Origin of the sequence: Psychrobacter pulmonis (assembly GCF_904846465.1) — a bacterium.
GTDB classification, from domain to species: domain Bacteria; phylum Pseudomonadota; class Gammaproteobacteria; order Pseudomonadales; family Moraxellaceae; genus Psychrobacter; species Psychrobacter faecalis.
The window spans coordinates 124,089-150,076 of sequence record NZ_CAJHAT010000002.1 but is presented as its reverse complement, the minus strand read 5'-3'; the positions used below and the strand labels follow the sequence as shown (position 1 = coordinate 150,076).

At 44.4% G+C, this 25,988-nt stretch carries 24 protein-coding genes; 16 read left to right on the top strand and 8 right to left on the bottom strand.

All coding sequences use genetic code 11. The annotated features are described in order from the left end of the window. Positions 1–121: 121 nt before the first annotated feature. The gene (locus JMX70_RS04340) at positions 122–1,144 is read right to left on the bottom strand and encodes a DnaJ C-terminal domain-containing protein (protein ID WP_201589919.1); all 1,023 of its coding nucleotides are present in this window, start codon (positions 1,142–1,144) and stop codon (positions 122–124) included. Positions 1,145–1,605: 461 nt separating this feature from the next. Here JMX70_RS04340 and JMX70_RS04335 point away from each other — a divergent pair, with 461 nt between their 5' ends. Beyond that, the gene (locus JMX70_RS04335; protein ID WP_201589916.1) at positions 1,606–1,968 is read left to right on the top strand and encodes a septal ring lytic transglycosylase RlpA family protein; all 363 of its coding nucleotides are present in this window, start codon (positions 1,606–1,608) and stop codon (positions 1,966–1,968) included. Positions 1,969–2,095: 127 nt separating this feature from the next. Here JMX70_RS04335 and JMX70_RS04330 read toward each other — a convergent pair whose 3' ends face one another. After that, on the bottom strand, positions 2,096–4,162 hold the full coding sequence (locus tag JMX70_RS04330) for an ATP-binding cassette domain-containing protein (protein ID WP_201589914.1): 2,067 nt from the start codon (positions 4,160–4,162) through the stop codon (positions 2,096–2,098). Between the two features lie 570 nt (positions 4,163–4,732). On the opposite strand from JMX70_RS04330, the gene erpA reads away from it, so the two are divergent. The 9 genes from erpA (at position 4,733) to JMX70_RS04285 (ending at position 13,796) form a co-directional block, all read left to right on the top strand. Beyond that, positions 4,733–5,113 (top strand): iron-sulfur cluster insertion protein ErpA, encoded by a 381-nt coding sequence (erpA, locus tag JMX70_RS04325; RefSeq protein WP_068407319.1) that lies wholly within the window; start codon positions 4,733–4,735, stop codon positions 5,111–5,113. Positions 5,114–5,481: 368 nt separating this feature from the next. Continuing rightward, positions 5,482–5,838 carry a roadblock/LC7 domain-containing protein gene (locus JMX70_RS04320; RefSeq protein WP_201589912.1) on the top strand — a complete coding sequence of 119 codons (357 nt, stop codon included), beginning with the start codon at positions 5,482–5,484 and terminating at the stop codon, positions 5,836–5,838. A 295-nt stretch (positions 5,839–6,133) separates the two neighbouring features. Then, the gene (gshA, locus tag JMX70_RS04315) at positions 6,134–7,708 is read left to right on the top strand and encodes a glutamate--cysteine ligase (protein WP_201589910.1); all 1,575 of its coding nucleotides are present in this window, start codon (positions 6,134–6,136) and stop codon (positions 7,706–7,708) included. Between the two features lie 85 nt (positions 7,709–7,793). Further along, positions 7,794–8,306: a disulfide bond formation protein B gene (locus JMX70_RS04310; protein ID WP_201589908.1), complete on the top strand. Its 513-nt coding sequence runs from the start codon at positions 7,794–7,796 to the stop codon at positions 8,304–8,306. Positions 8,307–8,727: 421 nt separating this feature from the next. Next, positions 8,728–9,360, top strand: a complete 633-nt coding sequence (locus JMX70_RS04305; RefSeq protein ID WP_201589906.1) for a copper resistance protein NlpE N-terminal domain-containing protein — start codon at positions 8,728–8,730, stop codon at positions 9,358–9,360. A gap of 195 nt (positions 9,361–9,555) precedes the next feature. Further along, positions 9,556–11,046 (top strand): UDP-N-acetylmuramate:L-alanyl-gamma-D-glutamyl-meso-diaminopimelate ligase, encoded by a 1,491-nt coding sequence (mpl, locus tag JMX70_RS04300; RefSeq protein ID WP_201589904.1) that lies wholly within the window; start codon positions 9,556–9,558, stop codon positions 11,044–11,046. A gap of 379 nt (positions 11,047–11,425) precedes the next feature. Next, positions 11,426–11,680 carry a GlsB/YeaQ/YmgE family stress response membrane protein gene (locus JMX70_RS04295; protein WP_068408390.1) on the top strand — a complete coding sequence of 85 codons (255 nt, stop codon included), beginning with the start codon at positions 11,426–11,428 and terminating at the stop codon, positions 11,678–11,680. 225 nt (positions 11,681–11,905) lie between these two features. Then, on the top strand, positions 11,906–12,460 hold the full coding sequence (def, locus tag JMX70_RS04290; protein ID WP_068408392.1) for a peptide deformylase: 555 nt from the start codon (positions 11,906–11,908) through the stop codon (positions 12,458–12,460). A 160-nt stretch (positions 12,461–12,620) separates the two neighbouring features. Continuing rightward, positions 12,621–13,796: a type III PLP-dependent enzyme gene (locus JMX70_RS04285; RefSeq protein ID WP_201590587.1), complete on the top strand. Its 1,176-nt coding sequence runs from the start codon at positions 12,621–12,623 to the stop codon at positions 13,794–13,796. A 106-nt stretch (positions 13,797–13,902) separates the two neighbouring features. Here JMX70_RS04285 and JMX70_RS04280 read toward each other — a convergent pair whose 3' ends face one another. From JMX70_RS04280 to dnaJ, 3 genes are all read right to left on the bottom strand, one after another. After that, positions 13,903–14,814, bottom strand: a complete 912-nt coding sequence (locus JMX70_RS04280) for a hypothetical protein (protein WP_201589901.1) — start codon at positions 14,812–14,814, stop codon at positions 13,903–13,905. Positions 14,815–14,896: 82 nt separating this feature from the next. Beyond that, a complete protein-coding gene (gene dapB, locus JMX70_RS04275; protein ID WP_144297327.1) occupies positions 14,897–15,727 on the bottom strand; it encodes a 4-hydroxy-tetrahydrodipicolinate reductase in 831 nt (276 codons plus the stop codon). A 165-nt stretch (positions 15,728–15,892) separates the two neighbouring features. Next, positions 15,893–17,020, bottom strand: a complete 1,128-nt coding sequence (gene dnaJ / locus JMX70_RS04270) for a molecular chaperone DnaJ (RefSeq protein ID WP_201589898.1) — start codon at positions 17,018–17,020, stop codon at positions 15,893–15,895. Positions 17,021–17,441: 421 nt separating this feature from the next. On the opposite strand from dnaJ, the gene JMX70_RS04265 reads away from it, so the two are divergent. After that, positions 17,442–18,095: a DUF2939 domain-containing protein gene (locus tag JMX70_RS04265; RefSeq protein WP_201589895.1), complete on the top strand. Its 654-nt coding sequence runs from the start codon at positions 17,442–17,444 to the stop codon at positions 18,093–18,095. Positions 18,096–18,261: 166 nt separating this feature from the next. Here the strand turns inward: JMX70_RS04265 and JMX70_RS04260 are convergent, their stop codons facing one another. Both JMX70_RS04260 and JMX70_RS04255 read right to left on the bottom strand, forming a co-directional pair. Beyond that, positions 18,262–19,344: a disulfide isomerase DsbC N-terminal domain-containing protein gene (locus tag JMX70_RS04260; RefSeq protein WP_201589892.1), complete on the bottom strand. Its 1,083-nt coding sequence runs from the start codon at positions 19,342–19,344 to the stop codon at positions 18,262–18,264. Positions 19,345–19,653: 309 nt separating this feature from the next. Beyond that, entirely contained in the window at positions 19,654–20,358 is a 705-nt protein-coding gene (locus tag JMX70_RS04255) for a pseudouridine synthase (RefSeq protein ID WP_201589889.1), read from the bottom strand. 197 nt (positions 20,359–20,555) lie between these two features. Here JMX70_RS04255 and JMX70_RS04250 point away from each other — a divergent pair, with 197 nt between their 5' ends. The 5 genes from JMX70_RS04250 (at position 20,556) to JMX70_RS04230 (ending at position 24,675) form a co-directional block, all read left to right on the top strand. Beyond that, entirely contained in the window at positions 20,556–21,152 is a 597-nt protein-coding gene (locus JMX70_RS04250) for a YigZ family protein (protein WP_191691791.1), read from the top strand. A 199-nt stretch (positions 21,153–21,351) separates the two neighbouring features. Further along, entirely contained in the window at positions 21,352–22,413 is a 1,062-nt protein-coding gene (locus tag JMX70_RS04245; protein WP_201589886.1) for a YheT family hydrolase, read from the top strand. 68 nt (positions 22,414–22,481) lie between these two features. Next, the gene (locus JMX70_RS04240; RefSeq protein WP_227671163.1) at positions 22,482–22,691 is read left to right on the top strand and encodes a hypothetical protein; all 210 of its coding nucleotides are present in this window, start codon (positions 22,482–22,484) and stop codon (positions 22,689–22,691) included. 68 nt (positions 22,692–22,759) lie between these two features. Next, positions 22,760–23,302, top strand: coding sequence for an acyl-CoA thioesterase (locus JMX70_RS04235; protein ID WP_201589883.1), 543 nt, complete (start codon positions 22,760–22,762; stop codon positions 23,300–23,302). 329 nt (positions 23,303–23,631) lie between these two features. Further along, entirely contained in the window at positions 23,632–24,675 is a 1,044-nt protein-coding gene (locus JMX70_RS04230; protein ID WP_201589880.1) for an NAD(P)H-dependent flavin oxidoreductase, read from the top strand. Positions 24,676–24,775: 100 nt separating this feature from the next. Here the strand turns inward: JMX70_RS04230 and JMX70_RS04225 are convergent, their stop codons facing one another. Further along, complete coding sequence (locus JMX70_RS04225; protein WP_201589877.1) at positions 24,776–25,729, bottom strand: alpha/beta hydrolase; 954 nt, start codon at positions 25,727–25,729, stop codon at positions 24,776–24,778. Positions 25,730–25,988: the final 259 nt, after the last annotated feature.

The following is a 25,988-nucleotide window of genomic DNA, read 5'->3' as shown; positions in this document are numbered from 1 at the left end:
TTATTTTATCGTATGGTCGTTATCTCTATTACAGGGCGATTATTCATGATTCATCACAGTTAAAAACTGATAGCACCAATCGTTAATAATAGCTGTTAATATCAGACGTTAATACCCGTCGTTAACGGCTGATATTGGTATCAGCAAACGCTTCTTTGAGCTGTTCATACGCCTTTATGGCCGCTTCGCTGCTGACATCAGGATTGACGATATTTAAGGTCAAATATAGATTGCCCGCTTGCTTCGCAGGAATACCTTTACCTTTTAGGCGTAAATTGCTACCTGATTTGCTGTTTTTAGGAATCGTCACTCCAAGCGAGCCGGCGGGAGTATTAACGGTAATTTTTTCACCGAGCGCCGCTTCCCAAGGCGCAATATTAACGGTTTGATAAACATCGGCGCCTTCAATACGGATATTATCAGCGTGACTGATTTTAATCTTTAAAAATAAATCGCCGTTTTTACCACCGCCGATACCAGCTGCCCCTTGTCCTGCTAAGCGGATTTGCTTGCCATCGGTGATGCCTTTAGGAATTTTGATTTTAAGGGTTTTATTTTCATAATCGACATTACCATTCGCCTGACGCACGGGCACATTTAACTTGATGCTATAGTCATCACCGCTATAGACCGAGGCCAAATCCACGGTAATCTCTGCATGTTGGTCTTGACCTTGACTGTCTTGCGCGCCAAAACCGCCGCCAAACTGCTCAAAGCCGCTGCTTTGTGAGCGGCCACCAGTTTGTCCACGCGAACCGCGACCAAAGGCTGAAAAGATATCATCGAAGCGAAAACCGCCATTGCCATAAGCTTGACCTTCACCAAACTGATCTTTGATGTCTTCCCAGCGAAAACCACCTTGGCCGCCAGCGCCCGCAGATTGCCCACCAAAACCGCCAAAGCCACCAGCGCCACCTGCACCGGCAAAAGGGTTGTCTAGCATGGCATCGTATTCTGCGCGCTTGTCTTTATCCCTGAGGGTTTCATAAGCATTGTTGATTTCCGCGATTTTATTATCAGCGTCTGGATCATCACTGACGTCAGGGTGATATTGGCGTACCAGCTTACGATATTTCTTTTTAATCTCAGCATCGCTGGCATCTTTTTTGACGCCCAAAATGTCATAGTAATTTTTCTCTGCCATGTTATTTTTCCTCAATATAAAAGCCTGTGAATAAGACTGCTATGCCAATATAAACGAAACGATGGACCGGTTTGTATGAGAGCGATATAACGCATATAACGTCTGGTCGTTATCATTGTTATTGTCATCTACATATCATCATAACAATAATAAACCGCCAACAATACCAACCCAAACTGTTAGACAAATAAATAGTTACCTTAAGTATAAAGGCTATATTTATAAGTAATAATGGAGATATTGTTAACAAAATTAAAGAGTGGTTAAGAGGATTGAGCAATGGTGAATCATAGATTTGCAGGCATAACAGCGCCCTTTTGACCTTAGTAGTTCTTTTACATACCTGTAAGGGTATAACAAGCTCTTTCTTGTAAAATGCCTTTATTATTTGTACTCGCAGGGAGTATGGATAACATAGGCAAGAGTATCTGTCTATCTCATCAACAAGAAATAGGTATTAAATGTCTTATTTAATCAAGTCTTTAGTCATCACTTTATCGCTGCTGATAAGTACGACCGTTTTTGCCGGCAACACCAGTTATTACGGTAGTAAGTTCCATGGCAAACGTACCGCAAGTGGCAGTATCTTCAATATGAACTCCCTCACCGCCGCGCATAAAACGCTGCCGTTTGGTACGAAGGTACAAGTGACCAACAAAAAGACAAAGCAGAGCGTGATCGTAAAAATTACCGATAGAGGGCCTTATATTAAAGGTCGTATTTTGGATTTATCGAAAGCCGCTGCTGGTCAAATAAACTGCGAACTTTGCACAACTACTATGAAAATACTGTCTTATGGAGATGGTAAATACCGTATGGAATAATGGCATAAAAAAGGGAGAGCTCAGGCTCTCCCTTTTTTTATATCGACGAGTTTTTATAGTCCCTATATTTACAGTCACTATATTAAGCGCTTAAACAATCACGCTGTCACCCTACCTTGACAATTTTTTATTGAAAACGCGCTTCCATTTCTTCTAAATTTGTCATCGCCAGCAACAGCTTTTCTTCATTGTCGCTATGCTGCTGCTGGAGCGCAGTTTGCTCATCTAACAACAGCAATAAATCAGCTTTGCGACTTTCTTCGTACAACTCAGTATTGGCAAGCTTGGTTTCTAAGATGGCCAATTTTTCATCAATTTTAGCCAAAGCTTTTTCTGTATTTTCAATCTCACGGCGTATCGGTGCGGTGAGCTTACGCTGCTCAGCGGCCAATTTGCGCTGCTCTTCTTTGCTAATCAAAGGCTGAGCGGCTTTATTACTTGCAGGTGCAGTTGACGCTTTACTATTTATTTGATCTAATTGGCTGACTGATGGTTTGGTCATTTGACTGTTTGCCAAGCCTACGTCTGTTTCACGTGAAACGGATTTCTTATTGTCTTTTTTGTTCTTTTTCTTACCGGTATTTTTGTCCGAGGCATTTTCTTGTTTGCGTTTCTCCGCTAGCCATTTACCGTAGTCACTGATATCGCCATCGAACTCGTCGATTTGGCCGTCATGCACTAAAAACAGCTCGTCGCAGACGTTGGCAATCAGCTCACGGTCATGCGATACCAGCACCACTGCCCCTTTAAACCCTTGCAGGGCGATGGTCAAAGCCTGACGCATTTGTAAGTCTAAATGGTTGGTTGGCTCATCGAGAACCAGCACGTTTGGACGCTGCCAAACGATTAATGCCAAAGTCAAACGCGCGCGCTCGCCACCAGAGAATAGCTCACTTGCTGTATCGATACGGTCGCCGCGAAAGTCAAAACTACCAAGGAACGAGCGCAGTTCGGCATCAGAGGTTTTACCTGCTAGGCGGCGCAGCATTTGCATCGGTGTCGCTGCGGCGTCTAAAGTATCCATTTGATGCTGATTAAAATAGCCAAGCTTTAAGGTGTCAGAGACGCGATAGCTGCCTGATAAAATACCAATTTCGCCAACCAAGGCTTTAATCAAGGTCGATTTACCCGCGCCATTCATTCCCAACAAACCGAGGCGGGTGTCGGGCGTTACTTGGACGTTGGCATTATGCAAAAGCGGCGTCTCGCTATAGCCGATATCAGCATTGCTCATTTCTATCAGCGGCGAGCTCATATTCGCCGGCTCATAAAAGCGGAACGAGAACGGATTGTCCGCCATCATCGGCGACAGCTCTGCCATGCGCTCAAGCTGCTTGATGCGGCTTTGCGCTTGTTTGGCTTTACTGGCCTTGGCACGGAAACGACGAATAAAGTCGTCCAAATGGGCTTTGGTCGCTTGTTGCTTCTCAAACGCTTGCTGCTGCTGCGCCATACGCTCGTGACGGGTACGGATAAACTGCTGATAATTACCCGTATAAAGGGTGATTTTTTGTTGTTCGACGTGCAAGATATGACCGACGGTGGCGTCCAAAAACGCTTGGTCGTGCGAGATAACAATCACCAAACCGGTATAAGCATTAATCCAGGTCTCAAGCCAAAGGATGGCGTCCAAATCCAAATGGTTGGTTGGCTCATCAAGGAGCATTAAATCGGCGCGGCTCATCAAGGTTTTGGCAAGGTTTAAACGCATACGCCAACCACCCGAGAACCCTTCAACGGGCAACTCATGCTGACTGGTCTTAAAACCAAGACCTGCCATGATTTGGGCCGCTTTGGTCGGCGTACGATAGCCGTCAATTTCATCAAACTGCTGATGCAATACGCCAATCTGATCGTCACTGACACTGCTTAAATCATTTAACGCCGCATTAATCTCATACCACTGCTCATCACCGCTTAGCACATAATCTATCGCCGTCTGTGTGCTCGCCCCGACTTCCTGCGCCATGTGCGCCACCTGCCAGCTATCAGGAATGCTGACTTCGCCTCTATCAAGCGTCACTTCGGTATCGCCGGTGCCCATTTGCGTCAATAATAAGGCAAACAAGGTGGATTTACCGGTGCCGTTATTGCCCGTTAGGCCAACTTTGTGGCCCGGATGGAGCTGAAAGCTTGCCCCTGCAAACAACTCACGACCATCACGGCGAACGCCAACGTCTTTAAATTCGATCATATAATTTCTTCATCTCAACAATAATATAAAACTTAAGGCAATAAAAACATACGTCTGGCATGTTTACAGGCGGCTATTATTTCAAACGCTTGGCGCATAGGCAAACGATTAAATAACTATTTTAAATTCAACCCTTTATACGGCTAAAAACCACTTGCGATCATAATGGCATGCGAACGATTAAAAGTTTTGGCATTTAAAACCGCTATTTGGCATGTAAAACTACTATATAGTTGCAAACGCTACTGTCACCCTTGACAAATCAATCAGCACCCCAATTATGTTATACTAGTAAAACACTATTGACATCATGCAGTTAGGTGTTCGAAATTGAGCCTTTGGAATTAAGTAGCAGCCGTATTGCTATTCACCAAATCGCCATGCCACAATATTTCAATGCTAAGTTATATTGCTAAAATGTTACATTACTAAATGCCTTAACAAATATAAAAAATATTACCGTAGCCTAGGCGTTATCAGCCGCTACTTATCAGTCGCCCTATCCAGTATAAATAGACGACCTCGCAGAAATAAAAAACAAATCATTTGATTTTAGCAACTGAGGTAGATATGAACGAATCAGCCAATCAATTTAATCCAAGCACAAGTCAACCAGTCGACCCAACCGCCTTAAACTTGACCGACAGCGCGGCAAAAAAAGTACGTCGCCTACGTGAAGAAGAAGGTGACAGCAATCTGATGCTGCGTGTCTATGTGACGGGCGGCGGCTGTTCAGGTTTCTCTTATGGCTTTAACTTTGCCAATGAGCTCAATGAAGATGATGCCAATTTTGATAATGACGATGTAACCTTAGTCGTCGATTCGCTAAGCTATCAGTATTTGCAAGGCTCGACCGTCGACTATACCGAGGGCTTAGAGGGCGCACGCTTTATTGTCACCAACCCAAATGCCACCACGACTTGCGGCTGCGGTTCATCGTTCTCACTTTAAGTAAGTCGAGATAATAGTTTCGTTATAGAAGTAGCCTAGTCAAGCAATACAGTCCTTTTGGATAAAACTTAGTATACAATCGTAAACTGAAAAAGTCGTTTTTGACCGATAGTCTGGTAAAAAGCGGCTTTAGTCGGTTTGCGATTGTTTTTTTATGGGAATGTGCTTAAATACCGCCTTCTTTTGAGTAGCTAGTCTAATCAATCTGTTGTATGAGTGAGCGCTTAACCTGTTTGTAAAGCTTATGCTTGCGAGCCTTTTATTAAAAGATTGTTGTGAGAAGATTTTTTATTAAAGGATTTTGCTCATAAAGAATAATCACTAAAAAATAATCCTATCTCTATCCCAAATTATTAAGGCATACCCTCATGGCGAAGTTATCACTTGACGCATTAAATGACATCGACGGCTTTATCGCCGCCGCCCTAGTAGACAGCGAATCTGGTCTTGCAATGGCCACGCTTGGTTCTGGTATTGACCTTGAGCTAGCAGCGGCTGGCAACACCGAAGTACTACGCTCTAAGCGCAAAGTAGCAGCAGCGCTAAATTTAGATGAGAACATCGAAGACATTCTTATCACTTTGAGCAAGCAGTATCACTTGCTACGTCCATTGGTACGTAATGACAACTTGTTTTTATACCTTGTACTTGACCGTCAAAAATCAAACCTTGCCATGGCGCGTCATATTCTAAAAGGTTTTGAGACTGAACTAGAATTTTCGTAAACCTGTTTATATTAAGTAATGAGTTATCTAAAGCATCTACCTGATAAGTAGATGTTTTTTTATTTTTTAGGTATTTACTTTAAGTCAATAGATTTGGTTAATAACCGCGTGGAGCAGCCACCTTTACAAGTCAAATAACCGCTATTTGAGCGCCAGTGAAGCTTACTGTATTTGTAATTGTACGTGGTTTTTGGGGCGGCTTTGGGCTAAACTGACGTGATTCTATAACCCATTTTTGCGGTTGCACAGCGATTGCGTGGCAACCGACCATAACTAATAACAACAGATGACTATTATGAGTAATTTTGCGAGCAGCTTTGTCGATTTTAAAATTCCAAACTGGTTTGATAGCAAGCATTTAAGCGGCATGCTGCGCGGTATCGAAAAAGAAGGGCTGCGGGTTAAACCTGATGGCTACTTGGCACAAACCCCACATCCAGCCAAGCTTGGCTCCAAGCTCACCCATCCATTTATCACCACCGATTACTCTGAAAGTCTGCTCGAACTTATTACTGACCCAAAGACTTCTCCAAAAGAAACGTTAACGATGCTGCGCCAATTGCATTTATTGGTTTATCAAGGTATGCCTGAAGGCGAGCTGATGTGGCCATTGTCAATGCCGTGTATGCTGTCATCAAAAGATGAAGATATTCCGCTAGCAGACTATGGCAGCTCTAATACGGGTAAGCTAAAAACCCTCTACCGTAGTGGACTTGGTATCCGTTATGGTCGCCGAATGCAGACGATTGCTGGTTTACATTATAACCTGTCATTTGGCGATGATTTATTTGCCGCATGGCAAGCGCAAACGCCAAACGCGCAAGATTTGACCCTGACAGAATTTAAAAATGACAAGTATCTGGGATTGATTCGTAACTTTAAACGTCTGACCAGTTTGGTACTGTACTTATTAGGGGCAAGCCCTAGCGTTTGTCCGTGCTTTGTGTCAGGTATCGACCATGATCTTGAGCTGCTCAATGACTCAACCTACTATAGACCGACGGCGACCAGCCTACGTATGGGCAAGCTTGGCTATACCAACAGCGTGCAAGAACATCTCGATATTCGTTATAATAATTTGCCCGAGTATATCAAAGGACTGCGCCGTGCGATTCAGACCCCGCATGCAAGCTTTGAGAAACTTGGCTTAGACGATGCCGACGGTAATCCGATACAAATCAATGACCATATTCTACAAATAGAAAATGAATACTATAGTCCGATTCGCCCCAAACAAATCGCGATGAGTGGCGAGAGCCCAACCGAAGCGCTTGAGCGCCGCGGTATCGCTTACGTTGAGTTTCGTGCTATCGACCTTGACCCTTATAGCGATATTGGCATTCGTTTATCTAGCGCCTGCTTTTTAGAAGTGATGGCATTATACTGCCTGCTCAGTGATTCGCCAGAGCTCATGCCAGCAGAAGAAGAAGCGTTGGCGGTTAATGTCGAGCGCGTGGTCAACGAAGGTCGCCGCGAAAACTTGCAAATCATTAATAATGGTGATGAGCAAACCCTTGAAAGCTGGATGCTTATGCACTTAAGCCGTATGCAGCCATTGGCAGAGCTGCTTGACGCGCATTATGGGGGTAATGAATATCGGACAGCGGTTGCCTTGATGCAAGGTAAAGCGGGGCATCCTGAGTCAACCATCTCAGCACAAGTGAACTCGGATAGTGAACGTTTGGGTAGCTTGTGGCAGCTTGGCTTTACTTTGGCGCAGCAGCATCGTGAGTCGATATTACAGCAGACGTTGAGCCCAAACACCCAAGCCAAATATGAAGTACTTGCCGAAAAATCTATCTTGCAGCAGGCAGAGCTTGAAGCTGCCGAAACCGAAGATTTTATGGAATTTTTACAACAGTACCGTTAATGGTTGATTAATTTGACCTTTTAACAGTCTACTTTTTGTTAGTTTTATCCTATATCAATGAGCACTTTATAAGAGTATTCGCCCCATGCGACAGCTGACCACTTACCGTAATCTACAAGTGTTTTTAGTAATCATGGCCGTGATCGGCATGAGCTTTGCGCTATTTTTCTTACAGCGTTATATGGGGTTTTCGCCTTGTCCGCTATGTATCTTTCAGCGCATCGGTCTGATGATTATGGGCGGCTTTGCTTTGATTGCCGCTATATTTGACCCAAAATCAAAAATCGTCCGCTTACTATTGTGGCTTGGCAGTTTGGCAGGTATTGGCTGGGCAGCAGTAGTTGCCGGTCGGCACGTATGGCTACAGCATTTGCCCGCCGACCAAGTGCCCTCATGTGGACCCGGCTTAGATTATTGGCTTGACACCCTACCGATGCAGCAAGTATTAAAAGAAGTATTTGCCGGCTCTGGTGAATGCGCGTCTATTGAGTGGACGTTTATGGGTTTGAGTATCCCTGAGCAATCTTTGATTTTATTTAGCATTTTGATATTGGTACATGTATTAATTTTATGGCGTATCGTGCGCCCTGCCCGCTAACCTGCTTCTACTACCCTTATGAGTAGCCAATAACCGTCCTGCACAATGCATGGACGGTTATTTTTTTGGCTCATATTTCAGGCGTTTTTAGCACGGTTAAAGCCATAGGGTTTAATTAACGACACGCTCTAGTCACTTTTACACTTTGATATATCCAAGGTGTTTATTTACCCTAATGGAATAACGGTAGTCTTAATTGCACTTTAAACGTATATAGCTAGTGTTTGCAAAGCCTCAGCGCGAGATTTGTTATCAAAACCATGAGGTTTATCACATAATTTAACGAAGTTAGGGTCGCAAGCGCTGCCTGTTGGCGCTAAGATTGTCCCTTACAATTTCTTTAACTTTTACCAAGACTTTAATTAGTTATCCTACTGACAAGGCTTAAACCCACTATTAAAAAATGTTTTTTGGTAACATTATGATTACTATCTTACCCTATTCCTCCGCTGCAATTACCGCTATGAGACGCTGTACGCGCTCCTTGCTAGCGCTGCCGCTCTGTTTGCTACTCACGAGCTGTGATAGCGCCTCATCTTCTACGACTGCCAATAACACAACAACGCAAGGTGCTCAGACTACTAATACGGTGGCACTTGCTGACTTGCAGGATATTGATGTTCAAAACAATCTGACCGACGCTGCAGTGAATGAGACAAATAATGCAGAAGGCCAATCACTGATAGCAGCGGCAAACTCAAGTGATAACAGTCGCCGCGCGCCGATGATTTCGGCCGCCAATAGCGACAGCAGCTTGCAAGCCACTTTGATGGGCGATTATGGCGGTGTGGTACCGTGCGCTTCTTGCGATAATATCGAGATTACCTTAAATTTGTTCGCTGATGGCTCTGTACTAAAAACCAGTGTTTTTAATGATGCAGCGCCGACCGTTCCGCCTTTGTTAGAATCAGGGGTTTATCGCCAAGATGACGATAAAATCACCATCGTTTATGAGAGAAAAAACATCGAAACCTATAAAATCAGTGACAACCACTTGATTATGATGGACGCTGATGCCAATCTTAACGATGACTACACCCTTTCTCGTAAATAAATAACTGCCTACCTCAGCCAAATTGAGAGTCCACACAACGCCTACCGACTAGGCGTTTTTTATTGGTCATCTTATGGTGTTTACTTTACAATGAGGCTTTGATTATTGAGCTACCTACCGAACTGCCAGCTCAATAATCACCGTTGGCTGACATTCAAGCTCAATCTCCTTTTTTCAAGCGTGTACGGAACGTCTATGCATATTCATATTCTTGGTATTTGCGGTACTTTTATGGGCTCGCTGGCGTTACTGGCGCGCAGCCTTGGGCATACAGTCACAGGCTCAGACGCCAATGTCTATCCGCCGATGTCCACCCAACTTGAAAATGCGGGCGTGACCATTGCCGAAGGTTATTTGGTCGAACATTTGCAGCCAGCGCCTGATTTGGTAGTGGTTGGGAACGCTATGAAGCGTGGCATGGATGTTATCGAATATATGCTCGATAGCGGTCTGCGCTACACCTCAGGGCCGCAGTTCTTATCCGAGCAAGTGCTGCAATCGCGCCATGTCATTGCCGTGGCAGGTACGCATGGTAAAACCACCACGACCACCATGCTGGCGTGGATATTACATTATGCCGGTATTGATACAGGATTTTTGATTGGCGGCGTGCCCTTGGTTAATACTAGTGATGAACACCTGCAACAAGTCTTTGCCCATAGCAGCTATTTGGGTGCTAAAAAAGTCGCTGATGGCAGTGGAGGAAAAACCGGCTACTTCGTTATTGAGGCCGATGAATACGATTCAGCGTTTTTTGATAAACGCTCAAAGTTCGTCCATTATCGCCCGCGTACCGCTATTTTAAACAATCTTGAATTTGACCATGCCGATATCTTCGCTGACCTAAACGCCATCCAAACCCAGTTTCACCATATGGTGCGCATGATTCCAAGTAGCGGCAAAATCATCATGCCAGCGGCGACCATTAGCTTAGAGGAGACTTTAGCAAAAGGTGTTTGGACGCCAGTTTGGCGGACGGCGGTTATTGATAAACAGTCAGTTGATTATAAAAAAGACGAGCAGAATTTACAGCACACTAACGACTGGCAAGCCGAACTTATCAGCGCTGATGGCGGTCAATTTAGCGTCAGCTTTGCAGGGAACGATGAGCATACAGCGATCGTCGATTGGTCGATGAGCGGTATTCATAACGTCAATAATGCGCTAGTTGCGGTTGCCGCCGCTTATAATGTTGGTGTCGATATTAAAACCGCCTGCGCAGCATTATCCGCTTTCGCTGGTATCAAACGTCGTATGGAGCTGATTGGCGATGTCAACGACATCTTGGTATTTGATGATTTCGCCCATCATCCGACCGCTATTACGACTACCTTAGATGGCGCTAAAAAGAAACTGGCAGACAGACGGATTTGGGCGATTATCGAGCCGCGCAGCAACACCATGAAAATGGGCATTCACCAAGACAGCTTGGCTGAATCCGCCGCCCTCGCCGACCATACTTTATGGTATGAACCAACCGGACTTGAATGGGGCCTAAAAGACGTCGTTGATAATGCCAAAGCTAACAAGCCCAATATCGCAAGCCAGCAAGTATTGTCTAGTACCGAGGCGATTATTAGGTATATTATTAATAACGCTCAAGCGGGCGATGCGATTGTCATTATGTCGAATGGCGGCTTTGAAGGGATTCACCAGCGTCTATTGACCGCGCTGCGCAATAAATAAATCTCCACTTATATAGCAAGCGTATTAAAGACTGATTGTTTCTAAAAGCATAGTTCGTTAAACGAGCTATGCTTTTTTTATAGCTAGTTTCCTTCCTATAGATAGCTCCTTCAACGTTTATAAGTCCATATAATTATTTGAATAATTTACACATGATAGTAATCAACACTTTGTTACGTTAGCGACTTTACTACCTTTTTAACCTGCCGTTTACCTATTTCATCTGCTTGATAGCAAATATGGCTTTTTTCTCACATAGCCCGTACACAGATAACATTTCGTCGTTACTTTTTATAGTGGCTAATGATTACAATGAGTTCATCAAATAAGTAACAGATTATAAATAACCATATAAATTAAAAACATTAGGAGAATAACAATGAGCTTTATTTGGATGATTATCGTAGGTTTGGTCGCAGGTTTATTGGCACGCGCTATTAAACCGGGCAACGACCCGATGGGTTGGATTATGACCATCGTATTGGGTATCGTTGGTGCGATGCTTGGTGGTTTTGTCGCAGGTTTAATCGGTATCAATGCTGATGGCGGCTTTACCGGACTTATCTTCTCAGTAATCGGTGCGATTATCTTACTGTTTATCTATGAGATGATTATGAACAAACGCCGCGTATAACAAGCGCAAGCCATTACTCGTATTAAATTAGAGCATATGAAAAAGGTCTTACCCAGGGTAAGACCTTTTTTAATGACTGCATTTTCTATCTGAATTATTAATAGTCAGTTTTTCTTATGTTATTCCTTAAGCATAAAACACCTTATGTATTGATATGCATTACTTTTGCCCCCATTTATCTTATAATATCAGACCTATTTTATCTTTATCATTGAGGTGAGCCTTATGGCGTTACTCCCTATTTTAAGCTATCCTGACCCGCGCTTACGCACGATTGCTAAGCCTGTCAAGGAAGTTACGGCTGAAATCAAAACCTTAATCGCCGATATGATTGAGACGATGTATGATGCCCAAGGTATTGGTTTGGCGGCAAGCCAAGTCGACCGTCATATTCAGCTTATCGTCATGGATTTATCGGAAGATAAAGACAGCCCAAGGGTATTTATCAACCCGAAAGTCACGCCATTGGTAGAAGAAAAGCAGCCGTACGAAGAGGGCTGTTTGTCGGTGCCTGAAGTCTATGATAAGGTTGAACGTCCAACCAAAGTACGTATCGAGGCCTTGGATGAAAATGGCAATAAAATTGATGAAGAAGTCGAAGGCTTACTTGCCGTCTGTATCCAACATGAAATGGATCATTTAAATGGCGTCATCTTCGTCGATTATTTATCGCGTCTTAAACAAACGCGGGCGCGTGATAAAGTGCGTAAAGTCCTTAAAATACGCGAAAAACAGGGCGAGCAAATCGCGGATAAACAGCCACAAACGACCAACTCTTAATACATTTATATTTTAAGCCACGTTTGTTGTCCTATCATTATCGTTAAAAATAATGACTTTATGATGATAAGATTGGCTTTTATATTCTAACATTTTTATTCTCTGCTATTTTTATTCTCCGACATTCACTGTCTTCATTAAAGGTTTCCCCACCATGACCATGATCAAAATTGACCAATATTTTGACCCTGCCGGCTGGCAGAAATTTACCAAAGCTGCCGAAGGTCGCGAAACCCCGTTTTTGGTGGTCGACTTAAGCCGCATTAAAACAAAATATGCGGAAATGGTTGGGTTTTTTCCAAAGGCAAAAATCCATTATGCTATGAAGGCAAGCCCTGCGGTTGAAGTCATTAACTTATTGGCTGAGCTTGGGTCAAACTTTGACTGTGCGTCTATCTATGAGCTGGATCGGGTGCTTGATTGCGGCGTTGAGCCATCGCGTATCTCTTATGGCAACACCATTAAAAAAGCGCAGCATGTCAAATATGCCTTTGAAAAAGGTATTGATTTGTATGCAACCGATTCTGAAGCGGATTTAAAAAATATCGCTAAGCACGCGCCTGGTTCAAAAGTATTTGTGCGTATCTTAGTACAAGGCTCTGCAACCGCTGAATGGCCGCTATCACGTAAATTTGGTTGCCATCCAAATATGGCAATTGACCTGTTGATTCAAGCGCGCGAATTGGGCTTGGTGCCGTATGGTATCTCGTTCCACGTCGGTAGCCAGCAAAAAGACGTGGCTGCTTGGGATGATGCGCTCGCCAAGGTCAAATATATGTTCGACTGGATGAAAAATGAGGAAGGTATTAAGCTGCAAATGATTAATTTGGGCGGCGGCTTTCCGGCAAACTATATCAGCGAAGTCAATCCGGTCAAAGTCTATGCAGAAGAGATTACCAGTTATTTGACTGATGACTACAATGAAGATGAGATGCCAGAGATTATCCTTGAGCCTGGTCGTTCATTGGTTGGCGGCTCGGGTGTCTTGGTCAGCGATGTGGTGCTGATTTCGCGTAAATCAGATACGGATTTGACCCGCTGGGTATATACCGATGTGGGCTTATTCCAAGGCTTAATCGAGACTCTAGGCGAAGCGATCAAGTATCCTGTCTATACGCCTAAAATGGAAACCTCAACCAGCGAAGGCACGGTTGTATTGGCAGGGCCAACGTGTGACTCAACCGACATCATGTATGAAGAAGCGGGTTATCAGTTGCCAGAAGAGCTAGAGATTGGCGATAAAATCTTTTGGTTAACCACGGGTGCTTATACCAACTCGTATTCGTCGGTCGAGTTCAATGGTTTTCCGCCATTAGAGGTGGTTTATATTGATTAATTTTTAACCAATTAATATCAATAACAGTAACAGTAACAAAGCGCGGTACTGCTTATCACAGTGCCGCGCTTTGTTATTTTTGCTTCGCGACAACATTAATAATCAGCTACTGTACCAATAATGAAATAGGTACGCTATTACTGCTATTTAACGTCCTATTACTGGCATAACCTGAGCTTTGGCTTTGATTGTTTTGTGAGATTTGTCCAATATTGACCCACTGCCCACGTGGGACGACAATGGTGCTATTCAATATTTGCCCTTGCACGCTATTATTATAGCCATAGCGATTATAAGAAGGATTAGCGCGCACGAGCTGTTCTTCTACTTGGGATAATGTTACTTCGACCTGCCCGTTCGGTAGTAGCCTTGGCATCACCGTAATCCCTTGCGTCGTCGGCAATAATACTTGCTGCTGAATAATAATTTGCCCCGCTAGACGTTTATAGGTCGGATAGCTATTGGCAATATAGCTTTGGTTTAATGAGTAAAGCATGCCGGTGCTGATGCTTGCTGCACTGCCAGACAAGGTTTGTACTTGATATAAATTATTACTTTGTTGTTGGCTATTACTTTGGTTGATTACGCCAGTACCTTGAATACCGTGATTACTAATAACAACCCGACCTTGCTGGATATTACCTTGGGATTGCCGACTATTACCGACACGCACAGCAACGGTCAACGCCTGCGGTTGACCGTCAATCTGACTAAGTAACTGCTGTACTTTTTGATAATTAGCAGCCGTGGTATGTAATACGAGCTTATCTTGATAAGTCGACACCGTACCGCCATCGCGACTGCTACTTAACTCTTGACGCACCGCTGGTAATAAGCGCTCGCCACCATAGGTATGAATCACATAAGTTTGATAAGCGGCCGCTTGTACGACGATTGGCAATACCGTTAAACTTAAGGTAAATGCTATCAGACACGTATAACTTATGATTTTGGTAGCTTTTATCATAGCCAGCGTACGACTAAAATAGGCTATTAGATGTTCGCTAAACTTATTCATGTCTGACTCCTAGCAGTCATTCTGCTTTATCAATCAATAACCGCTACCAAACCATCAATGAGAAACCTTAATATTTTAGGCTTTAGTCATTTAAGCCTAAAACATCCTGCATGTTATATTGTCCAACTTCTTGCTTAATCACCCAAGTTGCCGCACGTACCGCACCAGCGGCAAAGGTCATGCGCGCTCGGGCACGATGGGTAATTTCAACCACTTCACCATCGGCGATAAACATTACGGTATGATCACCGATGATTTCACCGCCGCGTATCGCATGAATGCCAATACTACCAGCTTCGCGCTCACCTGTTTGCCCTTCGCGGCCATAAATGGCAACGTCTTTTAAGTTCTGTCCGCGCGCTTCTGCAACCGCCTCTGCCATCATATAAGCCGTGCCCGATGGTGCGTCGATTTTGTGTTTATGATGGGCTTCGATAACTTCTACATCGGCATCATTGCCAAAGGCTTTTGCGGCCATAGCGAGCAGCTTTAAGGACAAATTAACGCCCGTTGAATAATTACCCGCATAGACGATAGCGATTTGCTTACTGGCTTCTTTTAATACTTGCTCTTGTTGCTCATTAAAACCTGTGGTGCCAATCACCATCGCAACTTTATTCGCAGCGCAGATTTGCATATTTTGTTCGGTAGCATCAGGCAAGCTAAAATCAATCAGCACATCAATGTCATTAATAACGGCTTTTAAATCATCGACAATCTGTACCTCTAGGCGACCAATCGCTGCAACTTCGCCAGCATCGGCGCCGACAAGGCTTGAGCCTTGACGCTCAATCGCGGCATTTAGCGTGGTTTGTGGGTTGTCCTGTACGGCTTCAATTAACATACGTCCCATACGTCCGCCAGCACCGATGACACCAACGTTAATAGTTTGCTCTTCTGTTTGTTGACTCATATCTTGTCCTAAATGTTTTATTTTCGATAGATTGGTTATTAAATTTATGAGGATAAGTTTAGCAAATATAATGGTTAAATGGTTTTTTATAGCATCACCAAAAAGGCCTATTGTTTCACGTGAAACAATAGGCCTTATAATGACTTAAACAGTAGGGCTTAGCTATCAATCAAACAAATCACCAATCTTTTTAAAGAATGACTTTTTATGGGGTGACTGCTGATGCTTGCTGTCACCATCAAGCGTATCTTGGAATTGACGTAACAAGTCTTTTTGCTCGCGCGTTAGATTCACTGGCGTCTCGATGACCACACGGCAAATCAAATCGCCTTTCATCGTCGTACGTACTGGCGTCACGCCTTTACCGCGCACACGCAGCAATTTGCCACTTTGCGTCCCTTCAGCGACCTTGATTTTGACTTTACCATCTAAGGTTGGGATTTCTACTTCTTTACCGAGTGCCGCATCAGTAATGCTCACTGGCACGTCCATATAGAGGTCAGCGCCTTGACGGTTAAAGACGTCGTGCGGTTTCACACGTACTTCAACGTATAAGTCACCGTTTTGTACGCCAGCGCCGCCCGCTTCGCCTTCACCTGCTAGGCGGACACGGTCACCATCGTCAACGCCCGCTGGGATAGACACTTCAAGCGTGCGCGATTTATCTTTTACGCCGCTGCCATGACAGTCAGAGCAAGGGTTTTTAATCTGTTTACCAGAGCCGCCACACTGCGGACACGTCTGCTGCACGGCAAAAAAGCCTTGCTGCATACGCACTTGACCTTGACCATGACACATCTGACAAGTGACCACATCAGAAGCGTCTTTTGCGCCTTTACCATCGCAGGTATCGCACGGCGCAGGTGCCGTAAAGCTGATTTCTTTTTTACAGCCGCGTACTGCTTCTTCTAAGGTTAACTCAATGACATAACGTAAGTCTGAACCGCGGCGTGAACGGCTACCGCCGCCGCGTGATTGACCAAAAATGTCGCCAAAGTTGCCAAAAATGTCGCCAAAGATATCTTGGAAATTGCCACCGCCGCCAAAACCGCCACCGCCCATGCCGTTTTCAAACGCTGCGTGTCCCATGCGATCATAAGCTGAGCGCTTGTCTTCATCGCTCAATACTTCATACGCCATCGACGCTTCTTTAAATTTGTCTTCAGCATCAGGATCATCAGAATTGCGGTCAGGATGGTATTTCATGGCCAGCTTGCGGTAGGCTCGCTTAATTTCCTTGCTGTCAGCGGTCTTACTGACACCTAATACTTCATAAAAATCGCGCTTACTCATGGGCTCTCCTATCGTCTTTACAGTCCACCGATCGGCCGATTCATCAACCCAAGTTAATCTTCACCTTTGCACTGCACGCACCTACTTACAGGTTTCACATGAAACGTGGTGAATAGGTAGCAAAAAGAGGATAACTTATGAATCTTACGAGCGAATACGGCGGGATGCTGCTTAGCCAAATCAATTATTAAAAGTTTGCGCTATTTATGGAGATGATGGCGGGATTTATCAAGCACTGAGGCGTCTAAATTATAAATTATGAGGCTGTAGATGCCCTAAAAAAGGATTTATTAAGAATTGCACAAAGGTTTCCATACCTTTATAAGGCGTAGGCGTGCTAATATTTAGCGCGATATTGATATATATATAAATACTGTTTTTAATTTTTTAACCATTAGGTTTGCGCTAAGGTCGTATTTTTATGAAAAAGCTGATTGTTTTGTTGATTGTCATTGCCGTCGCTATCTATGGCGGTTCGCCTTATTACAGCGCTTATCAGCTTAAAAATGCCTACGATGCCAAAGATGGTGCAACGATCGCAGCGGCGATTGATTATGAGCAGGTGCGACCCAGTATTCAAAATCAGCTGACCAGCCAATTTGCAGTGACCATGACCAAATATCCATTGGTCGCCGAACTTGGCGGCGCGCCATTAACCGAAGCGGCCAACGGCTTTATTATCCAAGCGGTCGATGGCGCTATTACCGCGCAAAATATTGAAAAACTGATTAACACCCAAGGTCAAGCCAATACCGCGACCAAGGAGCTTGCCGCAGCATGGGCGATAGCCAGTAATCAAGTTGATTTAAAAAACCTGATTCAAAATCTAATCATTCAGCGCGGTGACGTCAATGCCGTAGTCAAAAACCAGATGCAGCAAATCATGCAAAAACAAGCGGCCGAGCTTGAGCAACAAGCGGCGCAAGGTACGGATAGTGACAAGCCAAAACTGGCTTATTGCGGGATTAACTGCTTTACCATTAGCGGTCAGGTGAAAGGTTATCCGCTGACTATTGAGATGCAGCGCGAAGGTTTGATAAATTGGAAAATCGTTGATATTGTTTTACCGCAATAGCTGTTACTACAATAGCTGTCACTGAGATAGACTGATAAAATCGATCATTAAGCACCATTAAAAACTGCCCTATGGACATCGCTCATAGGGCAGTTTTTAATGGTTACTTTCTATGTTATAGATTTTTTAATAATCAGAGCTATTAATAAACAAACTTCTTAATCATTTATTCTACACCCAAGAACTCTAAAAACTCTGGGGTCTCAAAGCTGGCTTGATAAAGGACACCGTCTTCGCGGTAAATAGCCGGCGTTGCCATGACCGCAAGCCCTGCTGATTTTTCACGGTTAGGCGTTACATAATCGGCTTTACAGCTGGCTGGTGCCGGCGTCATTTTACCTTGTAGCATTGCTTTATCAAAAGCTGTGCGGCGGCTGTCCTCACTGCCCTGACACCAGATAGCGCGCATTTGCTCAGGCGACTCTTCATAGATTGGATAACCGATGGTTTTTACCGTCACGCCTTTGGCATTGAGCATGGGTAGCTGCTGATGGAGACGGCGACAATAAGGACAATTGACGTCATTAGCGACATAAATAACCGCTTTCTCAGGGCTAGTCGCAGGATAAGTAATCAGTTGGCTGTGGTCTAAGGTTGCAAATACCGACTGATTTTTAAGGCGCTCAAAGTTGCTATCAAGCCCGATAAACTGACCGTTTTCAATCACTGATATCTCACCATCGGTGATATATTGCCCATCGTCTGATAATAGAAATGGCATACCTTCTAGCGTCGCACCCCAAATGACTCCCGGCACGGCGGTATAAAAGAACGGCGTTTTAGTACTCATGTTTTTAAGCGCGCCCATATTTGCCAATAGGTCAGATTTTAGGCTGGCACTGACGGGCTTGCCCACTTGCAAGCTGCTGCTACGCGCTGGTGTTTCTGTGACGACGCGTTTGCTTGGATTCTTTTGTAGCTCGCCTTGGATGACATATTTGCCTTCTTTGGTGATATGCAGCGGCGGCTGGCCTACCAAATTCACTTGATACATATTGGGTAATTTAGAGGGCATAATAGAAGTGATTTGCGTTTTGATACCAGCTTGGCTCAGCAGTTGGCGTAATTGACTATCGACAGCTTTGCTCACACTGCTAGTCGCTTGCGTACTTTGTATACTCGCACTATTCTGCGGCGCTTGGTTGACATTATTTTTGATAGTGTCAGTGGCGCTTTGCTGCGCACAAGCGGTGGTGGTCAATAATATGACACTGATTAAGCTGGCGGATTTTAACAGAGAGAATTTCACAGAAGACTGTCCTATTGATTTTTAATAGCAATACTTTAAAAATGCTCATTATTAATAAAGCTGACTATATTATGTAAAAATATAGATTAAAAAAAAGATAGGCAGACTTTAGCACAAGGGCAGTTTTTGCAAAGGTATTAGGGCTTAATTTTGCAAAACTGCTACTTAGCTTTAAGAGATAGGCAACACAGACAGTAGCCAGGGAATATAACGGTAAACAGTGGACATTAAAAAAGCAGCGCACTTTTTCATGGCTGCTTTTTTTGCAGAAAATTTTGATGACTGTTTAAGATGCAGCAGAGCCTAATTTTAGAATTTAGCCACTTCTTCCGGCGTTAAGAAACGACTGTCGCCTTTATCCAAACCGTCTAAGGTGATATGACCAATACTAGCGCGATGCAGCTCGGTGACTCGATTACCAAAATAGCCCATCATACGTTTTACTTGATGGTATTTACCTTGCTCCAAGGTCAAGCGTGCATGGGTTTCGTCGATAAACTCAAGGGTAGCAGGCTTGGTTTCTTCGTGGTCGCCTTCTAAGAGGATACCTTCAGCCACTTCTTTGACGGCATTGGCTTGCGCGTCGCTGTCCATGGGACTTGCTAATGTGAGCTCGTATATTTTGGCATGCTCATGTTTAGGGCTGGTCACACGGTGTAACCAGCTGCCATCGTCACTGATAAGTAGGGCGCCCGTGGTATCGACATCGAGGCGTCCTGCAATACGCAAGCTGCCAAGCTCAGGTACAGCGATTAGCTCGGTGACGATAGGATATTCTTTGGCTTTTAAAGAGCATTCAAAACCTTCAGGTTTATGAAGCAAGATATAGCGATTGCCAGTCGCAACCGACAATGGCTCGCCTGCCCACATCACTTCATCATTGACGATATCGACGTGTAACCCCGGGTCTTTGACCACAGTATCATTTACCGTCACTTCACCGGCGTGCAGAATCTTTTTTGATTCTTTGCGCGACAGCTCAGTGGCTTTACTTATAAATTTATCTAGACGCATACGCTTGACTACCATTCGTTTTATACTACCAACTTCGTATTAAAAGCCAACCATACAAGCACGGCTCTCGCGCTTGTCCGCTGTCTTAAACAGTGAGAAGTGGTACTATAATAAAAAATTAAATGAACACTGCGCCCAATACGGCAGGCAGTGAAAGTTAAGTAAGTTTACCATATCCAACTTAGACCTGATGAAATATGAGTTATCAAACGCTAAAACATGCGGTCAGCGCGCGCTTAGACATTAAAAAGTCTGAGTTTATTGCCTACGCCTATCCTGTGACCTCGCGCGAGCAAGCAATGTTTCACGTGGAACAGCTACGCGTAAAGTATGCCGATGCGCGTCACCACTGTTGGGCGTATATCATTGGCGACCCTAATAACACCACCAGCGCAGGCTTTGACGACGATGGCGAGCCTAATGGCACCGCAGGACGACCGATATTAAACGTCTTACAGCATAAATCTATCGGCAATGTGATTATCATCGTCGTGCGTTATTTTGGCGGTATCAAACTCGGTGCAGGCGGTCTCACCCGCGCCTATGCAGGTTCTGCGCAGGCGGCCGTCGATGAAATGGTACTGCTCCCGTACGTGCCGATGGCGCAAGTGCAAATAATCGCTGAGTTTGCCACCGAAGCACAGTGCCGCTACGTGGTTGAGGACTTGGGCGGGCATATTGATGATGTGACTTATAGTAAGCAAGTGACCTTGACCGTAACGCTTGCTGAAGCAGATATCGATCACTTAAAAGAGCGGCTGGCGATGGATGGGCGTGTCTTAGAGTCGCCATAATTGATAAGTATGTATGTAGAGCCATTTTTCTTAGTTCTTCTTAGTGGTAGTTCTAGATGAATTGCTTTGAGTGACCATACGTTCACTGAGCGTTCACTGAAAAGCATTGGTTTTAGCAACCGCCGTCGGTATGATAAGGCATTGATTGTTAAAGACGATTTTAACGATATTTTTAACGTCCATTAAATAAGAAACCTTTATGCCAACATCGAAACCACATAAAACCTTTACCCCCGCCCCTTTTAAACCGCCATTTTGGTTAAGCAATCCACATCTACAAAGCATTTTACCCAAATTTTTTGCCCCTAAAACGCCAACTTATCGCCGCGTGGTCGAAAAAGACTCGCTGGATGAAAGTGATATTGCCTATGACTTTTATGATGCTCATCCTATAGACGCGCAGTCTATAAACTCAGCAGAAAATGGCGAAATTGAGCAAACCCCATTAATCGTATTGTTTCACGGTATGGAAGGCAGTAGCGACAGTCATTATGCGCGCGCGTTGGCCTATCAGATGCATGCGCAAGGCTGGCACTTCGTCGTCGCCCACTTTCGTAGCTGCGGCGGTATTCCGGCGAGCGGTCGCGTCTTTTATAACGCCGGTGACACCGGCGAGCTGCATCATATGCTTGAGAACTTGCGCAAAAACTTTGCCCATATCTATGCGGTAGGTGTGTCCTTAGGCGGCAATGCACTGGCAAAATATATGGGCGAATATGGCGACAAAGCGCTATGTGACGGCGCAGCGGTGATTTCAGCGCCTGTCGATATGTCGTCGGCGGCGCTTAGTATGCACAGCTTTTTGAGTCACCGTATTTATACGCCGTATCTGCTGAATCCCATTATCAAAAAAGCCTTGGCGAATGACATCACCAAAGATGAGATTGACTCTATCAAAGCCGTCAATCGTATCAGTGACTTTGATGATATCTTTACCGCTCCGCGTCATGGCTACCGCTCTAATAACCATTATTATCACGCTTCATCGGCGCTGCCTTATTTGATAAAAGTAACCAAACCTTTATTATTAATCAGCGCTAAAGACGACCCTTTCCTTGGGTTTACTGCCACGCCAAACGACGTCTCCGATACTGTCACACTTTTAGAAACTGAGCATGGCGGGCACGTGGGCTTTATTCGTTATAACGTCGATAAAGACAAATCGACGCATCTTTATAAACAATCAAGATTTGATATCAACTGGTTGCCCGAAACGGTCAGCGCTTATTTTAAGTCTATTGGCGTGCCGTTTAACCATTGATAATGACATTTGCCACTCTGCCAAACTTTACTTTTTTTACTTAACCTCCACCTCTTTGAGATTGCGCCATGTATCCATTTATTCGTTATACCAGCACCATCGCTCGCGCCGCACTACAAGTAAAAAAGGGCAATACCTTAACGTTTAAAGATACCAGCGAGATTAGCTTTCGCTGTCGTCTGACCGATATTGATAATTTCTTGGAGATGAATATCAACTGGTTGCCCGAAACGGTCAGCGCTTATTTTAAGTCTATTGGCGTGCCGTTTAACCATTGATAATGACATTTGCCACTCTGCCAAACTTTACTTTTTTTACTTAACCTCCACCTCTTTGAGATTGCGCCATGTATCCATTTATTCGTTATACCAGCACCATCGCTCGCGCCGCACTACAAGTAAAAAAGGGCAATACCTTAACGTTTAAAGATACCAGCGAGATTAGCTTTCGCTGTCGTCTGACCGATATTGATAATTTCTTGGAGATGAATAATGGCCGCGTCCTGACCCTCTTTGATATGGGACGTACCGATTTTGCGGTACGGAGCGGCCTTGGTACACAGCTCTTAAAGCAGCGTTGGGGTTTGGTGGTCGCTGGCAGTACCATCCAATATCGCAAACGCATTCGCGCCTTTGATAAAGTCACCATGAAAACTCGTATCGTCGGCTTCGATGAGCGCTGGATCTATATCGAGCAGTCGATGTGGGTCAAAGGCAAGCCTTGCTCCTCTGCTCTACTGCGCACCGGCGTCACCGAAGGCGGCAAAGTGATCGAAACCTCGCGTGTCTTAGCGGCGTTAGATCAAGCAGATTGGGAGCTACCGCCGAGCGGCTATGTGGCAGAATGGATTATCAGTGATGCCGACCGTCCGTGGCCGCCAGTGGGTTAGGATACGATTGTTCGATAAGCGCCTTACGGTCATCAGTGGTGATGACGTGGTTGGGTTATTGATGAATACCAAAGGGTTTTTGCAGTTGAATTAAGCAGTGAGTAAGTTTAAAGAAATGGGTCAGTTTTTTCGGTCATCGCCTTGATGATTTAAAAAGCTGACCTTTTTTTATCAATTAGTGAGTACTAATCTTAAAAAACATTGGTTTCATAATAAAAATCCACTACTTTTATTGCATAACTAAATACACATTCTCTAACACGCGTATCCCTCAGCTTTGTTAAAGTAAGTCATGCAAATTTTCTCATAACATAACAAGGACGCCCGTCATGACCTTACTAAATACCTTTGATTTAACCTACCCTATCGTACAAGCACCGATGGCAGGAGCAACCACGCCTGAGCTGGCAGCGACAGTAAGTAATTTTGGTGGACTGGGGTCATTGGGAGGCGGAACGACGGCGCCAACGGTTTTAAATGAGCACATTAATATCCTTAGATCGCTCACCGACCGCCCTTTTATGATCAATCTAATGGTGTTATCTGAGCATGATTCTACTACTTTGGATAGCAAAATCCCTACTTGGTTAAACGAGTATTATAAAAAAAACAACATAGACATGGCGTTACCTGAACGTCCCGCATTTAATTTTTCTGAGCAGCTACAAGTGCTGTATGACAATCCAGTGCCTGTCGCTAGCTTCACCTTTGGTATTATCAGCGCCGAGCAGGTGCAGGGCTTAAAGGATTTGGGCACACGCGTCATCGGTACTGCCAATCATCCGTTGGAAGCGAAAGCATGGGCAGATATTGGTGTCGATGCGGTCTGTATTCAGGGCTCAGAAGCTGGCGGTCATCGCGGTGGTTGGTTGCCACAAAGCGCAAACGATCCATTGGGTTTACTGACGCTGATTAGTCAAACGCGTGCTTGCACCGATATTCCTTTGATTGCAGCGGGCGGTATTATGACGGGGCAAGCGATTAAAGCGGTGCAAACGGCTGGTGCTGAGCTGGCGCAAATAGGCACGGCGTTTTTGACTACCGATACTTGCGGTATTAATGATACGTATAAACAAGCGCTACTTGATGCCAGTCTGGGTAAGCGCAGTTCGGAGACGCGATTAACGCGGCTGTTTTCAGGTAAGCAAGCACGCGGATTGTTAAATGACTATTTGCGCGATTTTGGTCAATTTGAGAGCGCGCATGAGTTACCGCCTTACCCACAATTAAATGCCATGACCAAAAACTTGCGTGCTCATGCAAAAAATAACCTCAATGCTGAACATCAGTCTTTATGGGCAGGACAAGGGGTCGCGTTGGTCAGACAAGAAAGTACGCTTGAATTGCTCGAGCGACTTGTCAAAGATTTATAATCTTAAACGACTTCATTAAAACCTTATAGACAATAAAAGAAACATCAGAGCATCTGGTGTTTCTTTTATTGTCTATAAGATAAATACTTTTAACCAATCCCTAACGCTGTGCGTCTACTATACTTCTAAACGCTTTGTAATCGTCTGCCGTTTGTTCTACCGCCTCGATCATCGGTACATGACCAATCTCTGGCATCATAATGACCTGCGCTTGCGGGATGATTTTTTTTATGAGATTGACCGTTTCAGGTTTGATGATCTGATCTTTATCACCCCAAACGACGAGCGTCGGAATGTTATATTGGGCGATGATTTTGGCGCGCTCTTCGACATTATCGGTGACGATTTGCTCCAATATTTTGGCGTCCAGCTCTTTATTTTTGATACGTTCTTGGGCAAACACCGCTTTGACCGATTTTGGCAAATATGGCGGCTTATACATGACAAAATCATACATTTTGTAGAAATCTTCATTGCTATTAATCAACAGCGGATTGTTCTCTAACGTCGCGCCTTCTAACGATTTAGGAATACCAGCTGACCAAAAACCTGCGCTATCGACGAGCCATAAACTTTTGACGTCTTGAGGATATTTTGCTGCGTAAGCTACACTGATAGCGCCGCCCATCGAGTTGCCGCCGATATGAATATTGGACGCCAACCCTTTGGCTTGCAGCAACTCATGCAAGCGCGTCGCTTGCGCCTCCGAGCGATAATCAGCACTCACGGGTTTGCTCGACTCACCAAAACCAAGCAAATCAGGAATGATGAGATGATAACCTTCTAACTGACGCGCGATACGGGTAAAGTTGTCTTTATTACCGCCAAAGCCATGAATGAGTAATAACGGCTCGCCAGCGACATTGCCGTTTTCGGCATAGACCATCTTATCGCCAGAGGCCAATGTCAGCGCTTTGATTTCTAAATCAGATTTGTTACGCTCATATTGGATAATCTTTTGCGTGGTATTGACCGCTAATTGATTGGGCGCGGTGGTACAACCGACCATAGAAAGACTAAAAACCGCGGCAAGGCACAGGCGTTTTAAGAGCATCGAAACATCCTTGTTATAGTTGGTAGATAGAGATAAAAAAGTTAAAATCGCAATCTTAGCATAAGAGTATTAATAACTAGCTTACTGGGTCAACAACTTATCACTATTTATCATCGTTTAATTTTAATACTACTATCACCTATCAATACATTATATAAAAAAACGTTACCAGTCTAACCAAGATAGCACAGACAAGGTCATCTATAATGAGGGTTTTTATGTCATAAAATATAGCCAATTTGGATGGCGCAAAAGGATA